Here is a 20,223-nt window from a genome sequence, read left to right as displayed (position 1 = left end):
ATGGGATAGGAAGTGATTGAATTGTCAGCGTCATCCATCATCGGTGCAGAGACTGGATTTAAGGCTTCGCACGTTGTTATAAAAAAGCTTCAACCCGTGGCACTGGCGGCTAACCATAAAGTGGTGGCTAACGTACCAACGGTATTCACAGCATCTTCAACAACATTGCCGATAAGGGGCAGTATAAGCATTGGCGCTACTCATAAAGTGGCGGCTAACGTACCGACGGTATTCACAGCATCTTCAGAAACATTGCCGATAAAATCCACCCTCAATTTAGGTGTGAAACATAGCACGAAAGTTTATGGCTACGACACATACGCATTTACTTTAAATCATGGGCTGTACTCTAGGTCAATGACGTTTACAGCAGATACCCTGACTGACCCTATTGATTCTTACTTTACAGTTAGTCATGAAGTAGATGGAGTAGTACTTTACAACAAAACTGAGATTGTAAGTAAGGTCGCAGTATCTCCCCCAATCACAGAAGCTTTAGCGAGTTCCATATCAGTTCGTGAGAACAATATAATGGATGCTACTGCTTTCATTTGGGGTGTTAGAGATTCAGACCTTGGTTCTAATGTAAAAGTCAAGAGATATGGTAATGAGTACCTTAAAACGCACATAGCAGTTCGTGAGAAGAACATTATGGGCGGGGAAGTAGAGATTTTCGGGCGGGGAGATAGTGACCTTAACTCAAGAATCTTCGCCATGGGTGTCAGCACGTCTTCCTTAAACGGTAGAATTGGTGTCCGTATGAGAAACGTCATGACGGGTACTACAGATATTTGGGGGACTAACGATAGCGACATTGTATCTGAAATCAACGCAAAACAAGTGACAGATTTACTAATGACGCTAGGTGTAACTCCAAGCAATAGAATGACTGCCATCGTAGACATTCAACAGCCGTCAAGAATGACTGACACCATCACAGCTAAACGTGATGCGTTCATTCGTGAAGCTTACCCTAAGCTGAACTATGGCGGGGAGCAGACCTTATTAACTGGTTACAGCGAATCCAAGTCTGAAATATTCCGAAGCCTTATCGGGTTTGATATCTCGGATATTCTGAGTATGACGAGTGACTTTAAGCTTGAGAGGATCGTTGCCAAGTTTAAGCACTCTCTAGGAAGAACTCCAACGATCCCACTTGAACTTAGAGCCGTCAATGGCACTTGGTCGGAGTATGGGGTGACGTGGAACAACCAACCGGACTCTGGAAATGTAGTGAGCGTTGGAGATTATCTGACAGACACAGATAAAGGTTTTATTACCTTTGACATAACTGATTTCGTATTGCAAGCCAAGGGGCAAGGAAGGCATGACCTTGATCTTTACTTACGGGCGGTAAACGAAAGTGACACATCGGTTCAGTTCTTTTCAATGGATGCAGGTGAGTCATTAGCACCTACCATCGAATACACGTACTTTGATGAAGTTATCAGAAGCACTGGCCGTTCTGGAATTGATACCATAATCCTAGTCGTTCATCCTGCATTCAAGAACCTGACTTCCAAGATGAACGTATTTAAGAAGTCAGACAAGGATGAAATATCGTCTAAGATTAATGTAACTCCTAACGGCAACAGGGATGAAAGTTGGCCATCTCGCTTCATAGTTAACAGACCGGACATGGGCAGTTCAGCTACAGTTAGGATGAATACGTGGAATGACCTAGACGCAGCAGTATCTGTATGTGAAGGTGATCTATACGACCTAGAGAACTGTACTATAACAATATCCAAACCAGACTTGCCAATGGAGTTGTATGTAAAACATACTGCTGACCTTGAATTGCAGTTGGGAGTTCGAGTAGAAGCTGAAGAACCTCTCTATGGTTGGGCTGTAGTAAACGTTAAGGAAAGACCTGCAAGTATCTATGTTAGACCTTACGATGATAAAGCAGGTAGCATTACAGTGGTACGTTCAGATAACAAAGACTTAGAGTCCAGTTTCATGATTAGTGAGCGAGTCCGGGTTGGTAGCATCTACATACTGTACCGTGACGACTTAGAAAGTGAAATTATCGTTCAGGGCGGCAAAGACACCAACATACCTTCAAGCATTACAGCTAACAGATTCCAGTTAGTAAGTAGCATTGAGGTTAACCCGTACATTGACTTGTTGGGTAAACTGTCTGTAAGACGCTCTGATTCTGATAAAGTGGATGGTAACATTGCAGTAAGCAGACCATCTTTGGTATCCAATATTAAGGTAAATGGTTACTCTTTACTGGATGGTAGTGTAACTGCGAGACGTACTGAACACAAACCATTGAATTCATCTGTAGATGTATCCAGACCGGACATGAGGGGGACAATCACCCCTAGACTACACTTAGATTTAACCGGAACAATTACTGTATGCCAATCAGACTCTTCTAGCCTATCTTCCAAGACATATGTCCTGTACAGATCAGATATCCCTTCTGAGATGGACATTGTTGGAGCAAGCATGATCCCTTCCAATATCCGAGTAAACTCTGGATACCTGTTCAGTAGAATTGAAGTGCCTGTCTATGGTAACGGAGATATTGAAGGTCAAGCTGTTGTCCGGATTCGGATGGTAAGTGACATAGATTCCACAATTGATGTCTACAGTTTTAATGTGTTGGATGGACAAATCGTTGTGCGTCAATTCATTGAGAGCACCATAAACAGCAAGATTATAGTTAGACAGAGCGACAAGGAAGACATTACTGCTAACATTGACGTTTGGATTACCAAGAACCTTAATGGTAAAATCACTGTTCGCAGGACAGAATCCATTGATTTGAACTCTGAAGTATATATTCTGCATAATGACAGTATTTACGGCAAGATCTCAATACCCTATCGTGCAGACATAAACGGTAAAATTAAAGTCATGTATCCTGACATGTCGGAGTTGGCTTCTAAAATTTCGGCTAAGATTCGTGCCCACAGTGACATTGCAACCAATGTTAATGTCGTTGAAGGTGGGGCGGCAGCTCTCTTAAGTATTATGGGCGTAACACCTACAAATAAGATGACAGGTGTAGTGGATATCGTACAACCAGTACGTGAGCACTCAACGCTAGAAGCCATCAAGGATGCATATATTAGAGAAGATGTACCAACTCTAAACTATGGTGAAGAGACCACTTTTGCAGTAGGAAACTATAAAGGTAAGGTTTTACGTTCCCTTATCGGATTTGACCTTTTCAAACTAAAAGATAGTTACTTAGTCGATTATGTTGAACTCCGTATGTTCTACGGTAAGCCAGTAACCAAGAAGCTGAAGCTATTCGCAGTGAATGGTGAGTGGTCAGAGACCGGAGTTACTTGGGGCAACAAACCACTGCAAGGCGTAGAGATTTCTGATACGTTCACAATAAATGAAATGGATGGTTATATTTCCTTCAACGTCAAAGAGTTTGTTAGCGAGAACTACTTGGCGGGGAACAACTTAATCAGCTTCTACGTACTTGCTGAGGATGAGAGTGAACCTGACTCTGACTACTTCTTTACTAAGGAAGCTAAGAAAGCAGCTCAGTTAGTAGTTACGTACTTCGACCCTGCAATTTGGAGTTTCGGTCGTTCTAACATCGACACTAGCATTAGGGTGCCTTCACGTAAGAACTTGAACTCTAAGTTGAGAATCAGAGTACCTGCTTGGCTGAATTCGGACATTCCTTCCACCCTGGAAGTAACTCGAAATAATGAGTTCACAGGTATAATTGATGTCAGCAGACCGGATATGCTTTCTACGATTAATGCAGTCCACCGCAGTCCTTTCGATGTACCTGTAAGTCTATGGGTGGCTGAGAAATCATTCAACACCATCGACTTAATGATCACGGTGAGCAGACCTGAGATTCCAGCTAGTTTCTATATACGTGACAGGGTGGACCTCCCATCTATCATTAGACCGAAAGTCATTGGGGAGCAAGACTTCTTCTCATGGTTGAATGTCAATATTAAAGAGAGACCATCATGCATTTACGTATTACCGCACAATGATATTGAGCTTCGGTTTACCGTCAGACGGAATCCGGAAGAAAATCTGAACTCAAAGGTAACTGTTTCAAGACCGAGCTTGGACGGATCTGTTACTATCATGGCTACTGAATGTGCAGACCTAGATTCCAGCATCGTAGTTAAACGTCTCGATGGAGAGGATAACATTGCTGGTTCGGTAATAGTTGCACGTAACCTAACAAGAGACCTGTATTCTGAAATCTTTGTCAATGTTACCTATAAAGATGGAAAAGAAGACTTACCTTCCACAATCAATGTAGTTACGGTTGTAGGAGAGAGTGAGATTCCTTCAGCACTGATGGTTTCAAAAGACAGTCTTGAAGTCACGTTAGAGGTTCTATTCAAGAAGGATTTAAAGTCCAAGCTGAATATAGAACCAATGTGGTTCGATTACCTCATTAGCACCGTCGCAGTATCTAAGCCTGAGATTCAATCTAGTGCTGAGATTACACTGCCTTTCGATGTACCCTCTAAGGTTAAGATCAAGGTTGAGAATTTGGATGAAATGGTTGGGGTATTAGCCGTCAGCCGCAGTAACACTGAACTAACGTTTACGGTTAAAGAGCGTAGTGATCTTTCTTCTACTCTTCATATCAGAGGGACAAAGGAAGACGAATTAGCCGGTTCACTAAACGTAAGCAGACAGCAAATGGAATCGAGCTTGTCGGTTATCAATGTAAGTGATACTCGATCAAACATAGACGTTGTATATGCCGACAGCAGGGTTTTGGATGCAGTAGTTTACGTTAAGTACAAGGATGATATAACTGGAAATATGGCCGTTGTAGGCGCAAGCATGATACCTTCATTCATCCAGATCATCTCCGGTAATTTATTCTCAGTCATCTCTGTACCAGCTTACGCTGACAACGATCTGAAGGGCACAATTGGAGTTAAGAATCGCTTCATCTCAGAGATCCCTTCCATTCTGCAAGTACAAGAATGGTCTCAGATTGTTGGTACAATTCAACCTAAAGTCTTTGGTCACAATGATAGACTCGGCAAGATGTTGGTTATGGCAGTAGGTAGTGAGGAGATTAAAGCTACCGTCAACATTATGTATGGTCTTCAGGAGTACCTTCCTGCTAGAATCGCTGTTAGGGAAACCAACACGATGGATGGCACGGCTGATATTATTGGATGGGGCACAAACGAACTCGTATCCTCAATCCGTCCGGTAGTAAGTTACGACATGCCTTCAACACTAGGAGTACGTTTCGACAATAGCATGACAGGTCAAGTCGACTTCATCCCTGTTGGAGAGAGCGATATTGAGGGCTTGTTAGGTATCACGCCTACAGCGGACATTGAAAGTAGTGTAACGGTCGTATTGTACGATGGTATCGACATTCCTTCTGGTTTAACAGTTAAAACTAAAGGGGGAGGGAACCTACCTTCAGACCTAAGCATTATCTACAGGGTTGACAAAGACTTGTCTTCTACAGTAGGAGTAGCGAGCGTAAACAAAATGACAGGTAAGGTCTTCATCATTCCTGTAGATGACAGCGACTTGCCTTCCAGTGTTGAAGTTCTTTACAGAAACGACCTGAACTCCATGTTAGTGGTCAGACGTTCTATGGAATCAAATAAGCCAAGTAAGATTACGGTACAGGTTAGAGGCAATAGCGAACTTGACGGTAGTATTAACACCATCCAATGGAAATTTATTAACTCCAAAATTATTGTACGCAGAAATGATTTCTCAGAGATTCCAATGCGTTTTGAAATTATGGAGAGTGCTGACTTACTAGGATGTAGCATTACCGTTAGACGTACTGCGAACTCTGACTTAGAATCTACGGTTACCGTAAGACGAAGTGCTGACAAGGATTTTGATGGTGAAATCGTGGTAAGGCAACGCGACAACGCAGACCTTCCATCGTTCATTGAAACATGGCAATTCCGCACAATTCCATCTAAGGTCAACATACCTCATCGTAACGATTTAGTATCAACTATTGACGTTGTTGCTGACTACGGATACTGCTTCATAATGTAACAAAGTAACCCCTACTAGGTAGGGGTTATTTTGTGTCTGAATTTACCTATATTGTAGTTGCGAAGGATGATATTTTTGGTAGTAATTCCTGTGTAAATAGGGTTCATTCTTTTCTGGTTACCTTTACATATAATGCTAATCAAAATTGATGTTTTCTATCCTACTAGCAGTGGAAGAAAGTCTTGAGGGCACGAATCATCTGAATTGATGGTGGCGTTTGTTCTTTTTAGAACCTCGAGATGGGAGATATTCTTTCCAATATGTTTATGACTCATTCGTAACTTCCGCTAGTGTGCCTTAAAGAGTTCTTGTCGCTGTTTGTAGGTAATTAAGGAAGGTCTCAACATAATTCATTTAGCATCATCTCCCATTATCAAGTGGTACATAACCCAATAAAACATGGATTATGTGACTTGCCACTACTACAAGCAGTCTATGAGAAAGGTTGGGCAAAAGATATGGACGTAGGAATCATCGTAGCAATTGTTGGCGGCGCAGTTTCGGTAATTACGGGCGTGATCGGGTATATCAGCGGCAAAGGTAAAGACAAAGTGACTGAGAGAGAATTGCTCTCGAAGGACGAACAAGTTTTCCGTGCTGAGATGCGCCAAGAAATGAAAGACAGCAAAGACGAAGTAAAAAGACTGAGTGACGAGATTACTGTCCTACGTAGAGAAAACATGGAACTTATCACGGAGAATAGATTACTGAATAAGAAAGTGGAAGAGCTGGTAGAGAGGCTTACTAGACAAGGAGGAAATGCCTAATGATGAAGTTAACAATAACTTCTTCATGAACGATGAAGATGGAAGAAAAGAACGTGTTGGGACTATAGAAAGGAGAGTTGAGAATGGCTTTCAAGATGAAATATGAGATTGTACAGAAACTTCTACCAAACAAGACTAAGAGACGTTCAGGTAATCTAATGCCACGGGTAACTTTTATCGTAGCACACGATACCGGAAATGACGGTAGTACAGCCGCGGGGAATGTAAGTTACTACACTAACTCTGCAAATGATATTTCTGCATCGGCGCACACTTTCATAGACCACAAGCAGATTATAGAATGTATTCCTGCTACTATAGGTAAGCCTGAGAAGGCTTGGCACGTTCTATATAATGTACCTATTGACAACGCCTTGTTTGGAGTCGACGCTAACGATGAAGCAATTGGTGTAGAGTTATGCTATTCATGGCAGAAGGGTAGTATCGACAATGCAGAGTCTTACAAGAGGTATATATGGTATATTGCCTACCTGTGCTACAAATTCAACATTAGCCCAACTAAAAACATCGTAGGGCACAATGAACTAGACCCTGCCCGCAAGACAGATCCTTTTAAAAATGCACTGAAAATTATGGGGATCAGTAAAGCACAATTTCTGAGCGATGTAGTCAAAGAGTATGCTAGTTGTACTGTAGAAGAACTATTCTATAGTGTCTATCAGGGCAATAAGAAACTTAAAGACTTTCCCGATTATGTTACAGCCTTTACTTATGCTCAACAATTGGAGAACGTCAACATACGTAAGATTTCTGATGGTTCGTGGGTTTGGTCTAACAGCAAGAAGACGAAAGAAGAGAGTGAGGATGATTCCCCTATGAAACTTGAAGCGTGGCAAAAAACGCTATTTGTCAAAGGTTTGAACGGAATGAGCAAACTGAACGGTCTTGACGGATCACCACTAATTAACAGTCCTGCTGACTGGATTAAGAAGGTAGAGAGCGAGACATTAACAGCGGGGGAGTTGGCTACAATCAACTTCGCTATAATCACAAGGCAGGTGATTAAGTAATGGTTACACTATCAGCAGTATTAGCTAATACTTTAGCCGCAGCAGGTATGTGGCTGTTCGTGGCCAGCCTAACTGAAGCAGTTACAGAAATCATCAAGAATGTATTTCCTGTAAAGGACAAGACTACCTATGGAGTTTCTATAGGAATCGGTATCACGTTAGCACTAGCATTCGGACTCAATCCGTTTGGACTGACCGGACTATCCGCGTATGCTTCGATGGTTACAGCAGGTGTTCTAGCATCCCGTGGTGCAAACTATCTCAATGGTCTACTCAAGAAATTTGACATTCTTAAATCAAAATAATATCTGAGAAACTTCAAAAGTTCCCAATAGAGTTATTCCGAAGAGTGTATCTCGCCAAGAGACCGCCTATAAGAAATTATATAGGTATCGCACGATTAACAATATTATACTAACACATAAGTAAGTGAGGATGATTGAACTGAATTACGATTGTAAGAAATGTGGTAGTAAACACGATAATGTATTGGAGCAAGTTATGCACACATTATATGGGTGCCAAGGGTTTTCTAATAATGAAAATCAATTAGAGACGCCCTGACGAGGATGAATTGAGCGTTAAAAGTGCTGTAACAGCTGATCGGTAGTTCTTGATTCCGCTGTGAGATGATTAGCGACAGGAAAGAGCGTATAGCGTAGTATAAGAAGCCTTTGGGCTTCTTTTTTGTTTATTAAATCACTAATTATAAATTATACGAGAACAATCACCACGAATACGGACTACAGAACAGACAGTGATTTGTATTCGCTTACGATGAGATCCTTTTGGAATTAGAACATATTTTAACCGTCATGGGATTGGTCTTGGCATTACACGAACCCTAACTGCATAAAAACCCGGAGATTTTACTTCAATTCCTTACATAATAGGAATATTTATGTATATATATCATGCTAGCAAAAAGGTGGACTTAAGAACATCTATTCCATTGTCTACTGTTCAGGTCGTTTTTGTTCTCTCTAAGTAAATTAGTCAGGAAATTTTTTTGTGTTTGAATTTCCGATGTTGCGCTCTATGGTCATACTAATTTTACCTATTGACCTAATGTACGTAGTTGTGTTAAATTTAACCACACTAAAAGCGAACACATGTTCCTCTATTTCGTATCCAGCAACTTTATTCATACTTATCACGACTACTGAGAGTAGGAGATGATTTACGATGGAGGCACATAAAGGACAGGTGGTAGTATCAACTGAAAAGCAGTTTGTTTATCAAGATTCGGTAAATAGAGGGCATGTGCAATTACCAAGAATGGTTGTACATAGTTTAAATTTATCGGGCACAGCTAAGATAGCTTACGGAGTTATTTCCGGTTATGTATTTGAGCAAGGGCGGTCAGCGTTCCCATCAATTTCAAGGATAGCCATGGCTTGCAACTGCTCAAAAAAGACCGCTATCAAGTACGTTGATGAGTTAGTAGAAAAAGGGTTTATACAGAAAGAGCGTAATGGTAACGGAAGAACAAATACCTATTACTTGGTTGACATTGATAAGATCCCTCACCTGCACGTATCTGAGATGTTCTGGCGGGCAGTCAACAAGGTAAACAGGGAGATTAAAACATGTCTTTACGAGAATGTATATGACTGTATTATGGATCTTATCTCAAAAATTAACTATAGCGGTACAAAATTCAGAGACATTTCGGTCAATGATAAGACAGAGCTAGGTCTGAAGGAAACACTTTTGGAAATGGTAAATAAGGATAGTGAGGACACATTTAAACCTCAGAATTATGTGAGTGAAGAACCAAATATGTTATTTCCCCCACAACAATCAACCACTACCTCAGTACTTCTAGCTGGCGACCCTAAAAAAGTGGGAGATGTTTTAGGCGGGAGAAGTCGCTATTGTTTACCTGACGATGTAACCAAGTGGAAGAATGACAACTTCGTTCAATACTTCTATGAGAAGTTCATTAACGCGACTGACAAGACACATGAAGTTGCACGTAATAAGCATAGGGGAATGGTTGAGCGTATACTCAAGAATCAAGGTGGCGATAAAACCAAAGTTAAGCACTTGATTGACTCTTTCTTTGAAATGAAGTATGATCCCCAATCGCTTGAGGTGTTCTGCACTTCCGGTAGGATAGTAGAGATTGAACTATTCATAGAGAAGGGCAAGCGTCCATATTATCTAGTAGCTAAAGACAAAAAGATACGAGTGTCAGAGGAAAAGCGCGAAAACTACGGTATTTCTGCTAAAGAATTTCTGGAACGGATTAAACAATCTGATATATTGTAATATTTTGTATGATTTGGTGAAGGTATTAATTTTTTATTTAGGTCTTCCGATATAAAAAGGGGAAATGTAATGAGGGACTTATTTACTACATGTAGTTCTTGCGTTGTGCGTGATTGGTGTAAACTTAAAAGCGGAGTAGTAAAACTACCGGCAGATTACTTAAAGACATACTGCGTTGGGTTTGAAAAGGTGACCAAGGCAGTGCACTTAGCAAAAGTTCCTAAAGAATACCAAAACGCAAACCTATTCAATTACGTAGCTGATAAAGACAATGCTGACTTCTCTGAAATCATTAAAGAAGTACTGAACAACCCAGTAGGATTTGTAAAATCAGGTACTAATTTAGCGTTGATTAACAAGCTAAAAGGTACTGGTAAGTCTTGGACTGCTAATGCTGTCCTTAATGAGTTTCTATATAAAGTTTGCCGTGACCCTGAATGGTTTGATTACGAAAGTCCTGTAGCTATGTACATCAAGTTCGGGGCGTGGGCTAACCGGAATAGGGACGTATTTACTAGAAATGATGACCAATTCACTTACGAAGTGCACAAAGAATTAACACAAATGAAAGACGTTCCCTTGCTTGTATTGGATGATATCGGCTCAGGTCGAATTACACCGATTATACGTGACCTGATTTATGACGTTATTGACTGGCGTAAGGAGGAAAAAAAAAGCATCATATTTACGTCTAACTTCTCGGATTTACTACTCCGCCAGGATGATATGTTAGGGGAAATGGTAGTTTCAAGAATGATGTACAATACGATGGTAATCCCTTTGGGGGGTAGGGACAGACGAGCCGACAACACATATATATACTAAACGTACTAGGAGTGAAGCTTTATAATGGAAACAAGGCTAGTATATTCAACACCGGATTATCACAAGTTGGTTGAGTACATTGCTCTCCGTTGTTACGACGATTTTGGAAAAAGTAAGGTTGAAATCCATAAATTAATGCGTGATATTATGAAAAAGAAACACAAGAATATTATAGGTCACGGCAACATAGTGTTTACCATTGCTTCAGTTGACAGGGATAATTACCATGATATACTAGATTCACTGGTTTCATTCAAGGAATATAATAACAATATTAGATGGTCAAGAGACCCGCAAAGTAATTGGGATTTTGTCATATCCTTGAATATCTTATCATTCATAGACATATCACTTTCTTGCAATGAAAACAAATTACTCCAACATCTAACAGAAAAATTGCTTATTGTACCATCCCTCGAATGGTTTGTGGAGAACACATACCAAATAGAAGGTAGTGACAATCCTTACCTCCAAAACGACACAGACCATCTTCAACCTACGGTCTTGTCATCCGATTATATTGCACTGAAGGAATTAGGTTTAACGGACTATGAATTAGAAATGCACACCACGGTTACCGTTGAGATTGTTTCCGACAGGGCAATGCTCCTTCAGGACGCATGTCACTCAGACATGCTGGGGCGCTCCGAAATTTCCCAACGCAATGTATCTATGTCAGATTTTAAATACTCTGTCCCCATTGGTTTGTCTAATACAGACGTTATCTACAGCGAAGCAGATGGTCTTATTCAAGTGACTTACGGAGATATAATGCACACTATTGCCTTGTCTTATGACAAAGTTATGGCATTCTCTGAATCACGTGGAGACAGTAAGCTTAGAGCAAAAGAGTTAGCAAGTTCCATCTTACCCAACGCAATTTACTCCAGGTATATCGAAACCCGCCCACTAAAGCAGTGGAAGCACTTATTTAAGTTAAACGATGATGTACACACACTAAACGAGAAGCAGAAGAACACACAAGCCCTGCTGACTGCGTTTCGTAGAGTAGGTGTGCCCGTATAGAAGGAATTATACATAAAGGTGTAAGATAATTAATGAATAATAGTATCTAAAATACTTTATAAGTATGTTTTTTATGTGGATTACAATTAACAACCTCTGCAACTTATTACTAAGGTAGTGCGACTACTGATAGTAAAGGTATGAGGGAGGGATCGTGATGGCGGGAATAGAAGAACTTCAGCTACTCAACCACGTTTTGAACGTAAAAGAGTGGGGCGTAGTGGAGGATGCGGGAATTACTGAAAATTACTTTCAAGTGCACAAAGAAGCTTTTTCATATGTAAGCAGGTTCAAGAAAGAAAATGGAAACTTACCGACCATCGAAACAGTAATGAATAAGTTCGAGACATTTGAGTTAGTAGAATTGGAGAATATAGAGCATGTAATTCGTTCTGTGAAAGAGGACTTTCTTTATAGGGAGTTTAAACCAATTTTAGTGTCAGCTTCGGAGACTTTCGCCAAAAGGGAAACCACAGCAGCTATACAACAACTTCAACTAGAATCCAGTAGATTTTTGAAGTCAGTTAGCTTAAGCGGTCGGGGTTACTCATTCATTGGGAATGCACAGGAACGTCTTAATACATATAACAAGATTCACGGTAGAGTAGAAGGCGAGATTATAGGGTTGACTACAGGATTTAAGCCGCTTGATTTAGCGACCAACGGGCTTGAATACCAGGAAGGAGCAGTTGATTACTTCCTAGTGTTTGCACCAACAAATATGGGAAAGACGCTCATATCCTCTTTTATGATGTCAGCGGCATGGAATAGTACTTTAGAGGATGACTATCCTGCCTACTTCGCCCTTGAACAACGAGCATCGGAGATTGCCCTGAATTGGGACAATACACTGGCTCAAGTGTCAAGACTTGCTCTCACACGGGGTACTCTTTCTAATGAAAAAAGAGATGCTTACACCGAGTACATTAACCGTCTTAAGCAAAAGAAAAAAGACATGGTGATATATGACCTTGATAGTAACGGGGGCAAGCCATTCACGCTTGATGAAATACACCGGATACTTGAAAGAGAAGGTCACAATCGGTGGACGTTAGACCAGTTATCGAAAGTACGCCTTACATCACGAGGTGGTGGAGACCTTAGACAACGACTATTCGATACGTCAGCAGGTATCCGTGAGGTTATTCTTGATACTCGAAAGCCTGCAATGGTTGTTGCTCAAGCGAACCGTGATGCACTTAAGAAAATAAAGAGAGACGTGACAGAGAATGTAGACGCAACAGATATAGGGGAAGCTTTCTCTATTGTCCAAGATGCTTCTAAAGGTATATCTATTGTTAAAGTAAGTGACAATACATTCCGCATAATGGTAATTAAAAATAGAAATAATGCATGCGGTCAGTCGTTTCTTGTTCGATACGATTTTGACGTAGGAATAGTCTCCGTACTAGATGACCCCATAGCAGAACAATACTTCTAAATCGACAGGAGGGAAGGTTTATTCAAATCCACTTATACCTGTCAGTTCAAGGACTCCAAAATGTTAGAGGACAATGATGAAATTTAAACTAAAAAAGGAAAATCTCAACGTAGACATTCTCGAAAACCTTTTTATAGACCCTGAAGAACTGACTGATGAATTACGTTTTACCTATCAGCACCTCACAAAAGCAATGACTAATCCTCATGCTTTTACAAAACTCAAGGATACAGGCGATTGGGTCATGAGTTGTTGCCCTATACACGCTGAAACAAGAGCATCTTTTGGTATTTCTAAAGAAGCCCCGTATCATTGTAATTGTTTTTTTTGCGGTTACTTAGGCACGATAGACAATCTAATAGAGAAAGCTTTGGACTTAAATGAAGGAGAAGGTATAAAAACACTTCTTTCAACCTACATCTTCGAAGAAAAGAGACAAACGTTTGATATGGTCGGATTCATCGACAACCGTAGGAACAGCTACAAAATATCACACTTAGAAGAATCCACACTACTCACTATGAAAGAGTCAAGAGAGAATAATGAGAAAATTTATCAAAGTGCTATGTCCTACATGTATCAACGCGGATTTACTGAACACACGTTGAATACCTATGAGATATGCGTTGATACCGCCACGGAAACAATCGTATTCCCTCAACGAACAAGAACAGGACAACTCCGCTTTATTCAGAAGAGAAAAATTGGTAACAGCTATCATGGTGCTAAGTTCGTCAACGAAGGGAGCGCCATAAAAAAAGATATTGTCTTTGGGTTGCACTTCATTAACAAACTTAGAACCACCTCAAACCGGATTACTAGAGTTCGTATGGTCGAATCTCCTACGGACTGTATGTCCAATTATCAGGTGGGTATTCCTGCTGTGTCCATTAATGGACGTATTTTATTTGGCATCCAAGTAAGGGAATTACAGCTTGCGGGTATTACAGAGGTTGACATGATGCTAGATAACGATAGAGCCGGCATTAAGGGCATGAAAGACGCTTCGAAAATTTTGGATAGAGCAGGGATAGTTGTAAACCAAGTCTGCTATCCTGTCTTTCCTATTGTCAAAGACTCAAATGAACTTATGAATTTGGGTTTGCTAGATAGGCTAGAGTCTCAAAATGTCAACCTTATCGGTTCTTTATTCAAATAGAAAAATAGTTTCGCACCTTTTGGTAGATATGTAACGACCACTAATAGTAATAGGCAAAACATTACACATGAACCCATTGGAGGAATTAACTATGACTACTCAAATAAAAACAACCGTACAAAACTTCAATATCGAATCCATGACACCGATTTTCAACTTCGTCTTGAAAGGCGTTAGACACGAAGACCGTGAGGAAGTTAGAAGTGAAGCCGTTTTAAGAGTTCTCACTGCCATTAATGGAGGTAAAATCAAAAAAGATGTTTTCACTTTCGCTCACACCGTTGTACAACGCACAGTCTACGATCACTACCGTAGGAACAACCGCTTGATTACTAAAAATAGTACATCGGTAAACTTTTGCGATGGTGCAGACGAAGAGCATGGATCGACTATCGACTACTTTTCCTATGCGACTGTAGATGTAGGGTTCGGGTTGTCAGACGTGAAGAACGACTACTTAAATAACATTTCTGAGTTCACCACACAAGAGAGAAAGATTATGGACTTCATGCTCTTCACTGAAGAAGGTATGGACATGAAACCTACTGAAATTTCTAACATGCTAGGTCTTAATAAATCGCATGCTTCCCGTGCAATGAACAAACTTAAAAAGGTGTGTCAGGCGTAAGTATAACTTTCCCTAGTCCTAAGTATACCACACATATCAAGGGTTTTGTTCAATTGGTTGTAATTACCTGTGCATGATACATTTATTGTCTTAGAGACAAAGTTTCCTGATAGTATACTATCATATGATTTACTACTTGACAAGCGTTTCATATACTATCATGTGCTTAACATAATGTTTAAAAATCATTCATTACCACAATATTGAATAGACAACATATGGTACCAATCTCAACTTTATAGAGGCATAAGACCACTACTTATAGTGTGAGAGTATTCTCCAGAAGATTAGGTCATTTGTCACTTAAAAAGTCATTCGCACCTTTCAAGAAGGATAAGGCTATCACTAATAATGAGAGATCAATGATCCTTAAATACAAAGCACATTTGGAGGAAACACATTATGAGTAACACAGTAGTTAGAGGTCTTGGAAACATTTTAGCAGGTGGGGCAGATTTTATTAATTTTGAAGAAGGAAAGCCTATGACTTTACTCTTCATTGATTGGTTTGAAGACTTACTTGGTATTCGTGAGCACTACGAAGCCGCCCTGAATCCTAAGTACGTTCGTTGCCCTGGCAAAGATATTTGCCCATTGTGCAAAGCAAACCCTTCAAAATACCCTGCACTTCGAATCAAATTTCGAGTGTTTGATGCGACAGATAAGAAAATTAAATTCGTTTCTCTTGCTAAGTCTCACGTTCAGAAATTGAATTCAGATTTTAACTTGGACGAGGTTGACCCAACTAAGAACTTTGTAACTATTTACCGTACAGGTAAAGGAGCAAGTGATACAAGCTACTCAGCTCGTAAGTATATTCCAACCCCTGAAAACGGTAAGCCAGTATTTAATTACCCAACTCAAGAAGCTATTGAAGCTATGCCTGATATCAATCCACAAGTTACTGCGCACTCTGTAGATGAAATTGCAAATTTCATGAAACTAGTAGAGGGTATGACCGAACCGCTAGGTTGTCAAGGATACGATCAGTTACAAGGAGTACCTGCACAACAAAATAAACTTCCATTTTAATAACTGTATATCACAGAAGGATCTTAACCGTATCTTCTTCTTTTTACCCATCATATCACAGGTTGAAGCAAGAAACATGAAAATACAGTTAAGATTTTATTAAATTTCTCTAACCAAGGAAGTGTTAGTGTGTCTGAAGATAATAGAATCCTTGGTATTTTAGACAAAGGTGAAAAGCAAACCTCTAAGACAAGAACTAAAAACACTGAGAAAGTTAAAAAGTCTAAGAAGTTAACAAAAAAGGATCAGCAGATACTAGATATAGAAGCGTCTATAGTTATGCCTGACAATTATACACTAATTAACACTCCTGAACTCTTGCAAAGGTTTGTTGATTATTACAAATTATATAAGAAAAAGTATGTTGATGACTCATATGTGTTTCTTGATACCGAGACGTATGGATTGAACAACTGGAAAGACGGGCTAATCTCAATTTCCATTGGTTTTATGTCTGAGCATTATTTCAACATACCGATGACACCTTTCCTTCATGAGTCTTCTTCAGAAATTCCAACACTTTCCTTTGATATGGTAGCAGATGCTTTACGTCCCCTTCTTGAAGCAGACAGGAGGATTGTAATGGCTAACGCTAAGTTCGATATTCACGTCCTTAAGAATTGGGCGAATATTGACCTTACCTTTAATATATATTGGGACACGATGATTATGGGGGGGCTCCTGAATGAGAATGTCCCTAAAGGGCTAAAGGAATGGTACAACTCCTATGCTCTTCCTTGGTTAATTTCACAAGGTAAGTTAGGTCAGGATGAAATGACAAGACCTACATTCAAATTCGGGAGTCTTTTCAAAAAAACACCGTTTGATAGCATACCGCACAGGCTTGCAAATTATTACGCGTGTCATGATGTCTTTATGACGCACTGGGTGTTTGCGTACCAAAAGCAGATAGTAGAGAACCCTTCTTATTCCCTTGGGGGCGTATATAAGCTGTTTAGAGAGGTTGAAATGCCATTGTTGCCTGTATTTGTAACAGCTGAAAGACGTGGCGTAGAACTCGACTCTAAGTTTCTAAAGGACGTTATTGGTCGTGTACTCACTGAAAAGTCTAAAGAGTTAAAGAAGGAAATTCATAAAATTTTAGGTGCTACTATTACACTTACTCGCTTCCAAACCCGGCACAGACAAGGTATCAAATTCAAGGAAGAGTATAAAGTAATTGAAGAGTTTAACTTAGGATCTTCTGCACAAGTGTCTCAGAAGATTTATGATGATTATAAAATTCTTGAACCTGAGTTAGTTTACGACTCAGAACTTAAGAAGAAAGTACCTAAGAAATCAACCAGTAAGAAAGTTTTAACACGTAATAAGAGAGAACATAGAGTTATTGAACTTATCCTTGAGTACCGTGGGTTATCAAAACTCATTGATTCTTTTTGCAATAAACTTCCTGATAATTCTATTAAAGGTATTATTCACTGCAGCTACAATCAATTAGTAAGAACCGGGCGAGTTTCTTGTAGTGATCCTAATCTTCAACAAATACCATCAAAATTTGATCTAATTCGCTACGCTTTCCGTGCTTCAAAAGGTAGAGTTTTGGTTAGTGCAGACTTTAGCCAACAGGAGTTACGTTGGTTGGCAATCTTTACGCAAGAACAGACGCTTATTGATATCTTTGAGTTAGGCCTGGACATGCACAGTAAGGTTACTTGTCAGATTCATGGCTTTGATTATGACTTGTTTGAAAAGATTCGTAGTGTTAAAGGTGAGTCTGAGGAAAAGACCAACACCAATATTAAGGCTATATTAAATAAGTATAAGCATTCTCAAGAATTAATATACGCTGTGACCTACTTTAATAATAAAGAGATAGATTACATCGATCCTGATAACTTCAGTGAGAACATGGTTTTCTCTCTGGCGGCCTTTTTCGAGTTACTACGTAAAAAGATCAAATCAGTAGTTTTTGGTGTTGTATACGGTATTACTTCTATGGGATTAGCTGACCAAATTTCTTCTTCTAAGGAAGAAGCGCAATCACTAATTGATGGATTTAAGGCAGGACTCCCTAATTACCTACTATGGGAAGCATCTACACACCGTGAGATTCTGAATAAAGGTTACATCGAGACAGTTCTTGGACGGAAGAGACGTTTTGGAGAGTCCATTGCTGAGGCTAGACAAGACCCTTTATTTAAGAAGTCCGGCTGGCATTGGAAAATAGAGCGTTGTAAACGTCAGTCCTGTAATGCAAAAATACAAGGTTCTTCCGCAGATCAAAGTAAAAAAGCAATGGTTAATCTGTTCTATCCTACGCGCCCTGATGGTACTAAAGTATTTGATCGTGACGAGTGGTTGAGTCAAAGTTATGTATCGCAACTTGAGAAGGATGATATTCATCTTATTCTTCAGGTACACGATGAATTGATCTTTGATGCACCTTCTGATGTTGACCCCGCCGTGCTCAAGGAAATTACTAATACTATGGCAAACGTTATACCAAATAATGTAGGAATTAATTTCAAGTCTGACCTTGAAGTTAGTCCTTATTGGGGCGGTAACTTCTCTCAGGAGCAAATCCGTCAGATTAATGAAGGAATTCTTGATTGGACTACAGTGTTTGAAGACGAGGTAACGAAGAAACTTGCTAAGTTTGGTATCGAGTACACGGTTGGTATGTTCGCTGATGTAGGTGAAGACGAAGAAGCTTTAGAAGGAGGAGATGAGTCTGCCTAGTGCGGATTTTTCTATGCTCTAGTACGCCAAGTGAGTCAAAACGGCTAGGCGGTCACTTATAATGGACTTAGTAGAATTGAAGGAGTGATTTCATGTCATCTAGTGGTATTCGAGTATGGGGAAACACCCAACTTGCACCTGAAAGAATAGTAGAAGCAGGCACAAATGACGAACTTATTATCAGCGTTAACGGAACAGATTTCCCTATTACCTTAGATGCAGGTACTTACAGTACGAGTCATACGCATGTAACTTCATTGTTCGTTGCTCACGTAAACGACAAACTAGTTGAGGCAGATTGCCCTGTTAAGGCTAAGGTAGGTGGTATTCATGATGACGCACCAAGGACAGTTCTTATTTTCGAAGCCTTGAATATTAACGAGGGTGTTACTATGGAAATCTCAGGTACAGGTGCTACTGAGTTCATTGGAGACGATCCTTATGAGGTTCAGCAACCACAAATTGAGTTAGTATCATCATACTCAGATACCATGAGCAAAGTAGATATTAGGAAAAATTTTTTAGTAGGACGTATAGCGGTTTGGGGACGAGCCCAAGTAAACTTAGACGGTTCAGTTTTAAGTCGAAGAAGATAACAGATAGACGGAAAAGACCCCGAAAGGGGTCTTTTCTATTTTCGCATCTATTTAATAGGATAGAACAACTACTAGAGGGTAAGCCAGATAGCTCTAGGGGGGACACTATTATCGAACTTTACGAGGGTTATCAACATTAGTAAGCCCGCCTATTAGAACTGTATACACAAGGATGTTAAGTGAGGCTAGACAACTTAGGTGATGGTGTTTACAACGATGTTCTTGTCCATGAGGCTGATGTACTTGCTCCTAAGCCATTGCGGGCTCAATACAAAGAGTTTCTAAATTAGCTTCGCAACTCCTGAAGAGTATAAAACGACGATTAAAGAGAGGGAGGCAGACAACATGAAAAACTTTACAGCACCCCAGTATGCTGAAATTATCTCGAACAAAATTTCTCACATGGCTCAAACAATTGCGAGGCAAGATGGTAGAGAGGCAGTAGAAACTGACTTCTCAGCAGCAATGATTATGACTTTTGCTGAAGAAATGACGTTGGTAATGAATCGAGTTTCAACAATGGCTGCAGAGCAAATAACGCTGCATTAGTTGGAGGATAACACGTGACGGCAGAAGTAACGGTTCTTTCTGAAATCACTTTACGGGCAAGAGTGCAGGAGAGTGTTTATCTGAGCAATGTGACAGAGTGTATACCTTTAAGGAGGATCTATATGAATTATTCATTAGAAACCAATGTACAGCCTACGGTTGGGTGCTGACTAATGGGAGGGGAATTAGAGT

General features: G+C 40.0%; 14 protein-coding genes. All 14 read left to right on the top strand.

The genetic code is table 11. From position 1 onward, the window contains the following. The first annotated feature begins 21 nt into the window (after positions 1-21). The 14 genes from ACFVRY_RS26645 to ACFVRY_RS26580 all read left to right on the top strand — a co-directional run bounded on the left by ACFVRY_RS26645 (position 22) and on the right by ACFVRY_RS26580 (position 20,031). On the top strand, positions 22-6,003 hold the full coding sequence (locus tag ACFVRY_RS26645; protein ID WP_387503331.1) for a DNRLRE domain-containing protein: 5,982 nt from the start codon (positions 22-24) through the stop codon (positions 6,001-6,003). Positions 6,004-6,416: 413 nt separating this feature from the next. Beyond that, a complete protein-coding gene (locus ACFVRY_RS26640; RefSeq protein ID WP_387503330.1) occupies positions 6,417-6,770 on the top strand; it encodes a hypothetical protein in 354 nt (117 codons plus the stop codon). A gap of 83 nt (positions 6,771-6,853) precedes the next feature. Beyond that, complete coding sequence (locus ACFVRY_RS26635; RefSeq protein ID WP_387503329.1) at positions 6,854-7,801, top strand: peptidoglycan recognition protein family protein; 948 nt, start codon at positions 6,854-6,856, stop codon at positions 7,799-7,801. Next, entirely contained in the window at positions 7,801-8,106 is a 306-nt protein-coding gene (locus tag ACFVRY_RS26630; RefSeq protein ID WP_387503328.1) for a hypothetical protein, read from the top strand. The genes ACFVRY_RS26635 and ACFVRY_RS26630 overlap by 1 nt, the downstream gene beginning before the upstream one ends. An 880-nt stretch (positions 8,107-8,986) precedes the next feature. Then, the gene (locus ACFVRY_RS26625) at positions 8,987-10,075 is read left to right on the top strand and encodes a helix-turn-helix domain-containing protein (RefSeq protein ID WP_387503327.1); all 1,089 of its coding nucleotides are present in this window, start codon (positions 8,987-8,989) and stop codon (positions 10,073-10,075) included. 105 nt (positions 10,076-10,180) lie between these two features. Further along, positions 10,181-10,900, top strand: a complete 720-nt coding sequence (locus ACFVRY_RS26620; RefSeq protein ID WP_387503326.1) for an ATP-binding protein — start codon at positions 10,181-10,183, stop codon at positions 10,898-10,900. 24 nt (positions 10,901-10,924) lie between these two features. Continuing rightward, positions 10,925-11,926, top strand: coding sequence for an FAD-dependent thymidylate synthase (locus tag ACFVRY_RS26615; RefSeq protein ID WP_387503325.1), 1,002 nt, complete (start codon positions 10,925-10,927; stop codon positions 11,924-11,926). A gap of 157 nt (positions 11,927-12,083) precedes the next feature. Continuing rightward, positions 12,084-13,367 carry a DnaB-like helicase C-terminal domain-containing protein gene (locus ACFVRY_RS26610; protein ID WP_387503324.1) on the top strand — a complete coding sequence of 428 codons (1,284 nt, stop codon included), beginning with the start codon at positions 12,084-12,086 and terminating at the stop codon, positions 13,365-13,367. 73 nt (positions 13,368-13,440) lie between these two features. Further along, complete coding sequence (locus ACFVRY_RS26605; protein WP_387503323.1) at positions 13,441-14,526, top strand: toprim domain-containing protein; 1,086 nt, start codon at positions 13,441-13,443, stop codon at positions 14,524-14,526. Between the two features lie 91 nt (positions 14,527-14,617). Then, entirely contained in the window at positions 14,618-15,154 is a 537-nt protein-coding gene (locus ACFVRY_RS26600; RefSeq protein ID WP_387503321.1) for a sigma-70 family RNA polymerase sigma factor, read from the top strand. A gap of 402 nt (positions 15,155-15,556) precedes the next feature. Beyond that, complete coding sequence (locus ACFVRY_RS26595; protein WP_387503320.1) at positions 15,557-16,186, top strand: hypothetical protein; 630 nt, start codon at positions 15,557-15,559, stop codon at positions 16,184-16,186. Positions 16,187-16,315: 129 nt separating this feature from the next. Continuing rightward, a complete protein-coding gene (locus ACFVRY_RS26590; RefSeq protein WP_387503319.1) occupies positions 16,316-18,886 on the top strand; it encodes a DNA polymerase in 2,571 nt (856 codons plus the stop codon). Between the two features lie 92 nt (positions 18,887-18,978). Next, complete coding sequence (locus ACFVRY_RS26585) at positions 18,979-19,482, top strand: hypothetical protein (protein WP_387503318.1); 504 nt, start codon at positions 18,979-18,981, stop codon at positions 19,480-19,482. Between the two features lie 345 nt (positions 19,483-19,827). Beyond that, the gene (locus ACFVRY_RS26580) at positions 19,828-20,031 is read left to right on the top strand and encodes a hypothetical protein (RefSeq protein ID WP_387503317.1); all 204 of its coding nucleotides are present in this window, start codon (positions 19,828-19,830) and stop codon (positions 20,029-20,031) included. The last annotated feature ends 192 nt before the right edge of the window (positions 20,032-20,223 follow it).

Origin of the sequence: Paenibacillus sp. NPDC057934, assembly GCF_042887565.1 — a bacterium.
GTDB lineage: Bacteria > Bacillota > Bacilli > Paenibacillales > Paenibacillaceae > Paenibacillus_AQ.
The sequence above is the reverse complement of the archived record's forward strand: the minus strand, read 5'-3'. Positions and strand labels throughout refer to the sequence as shown.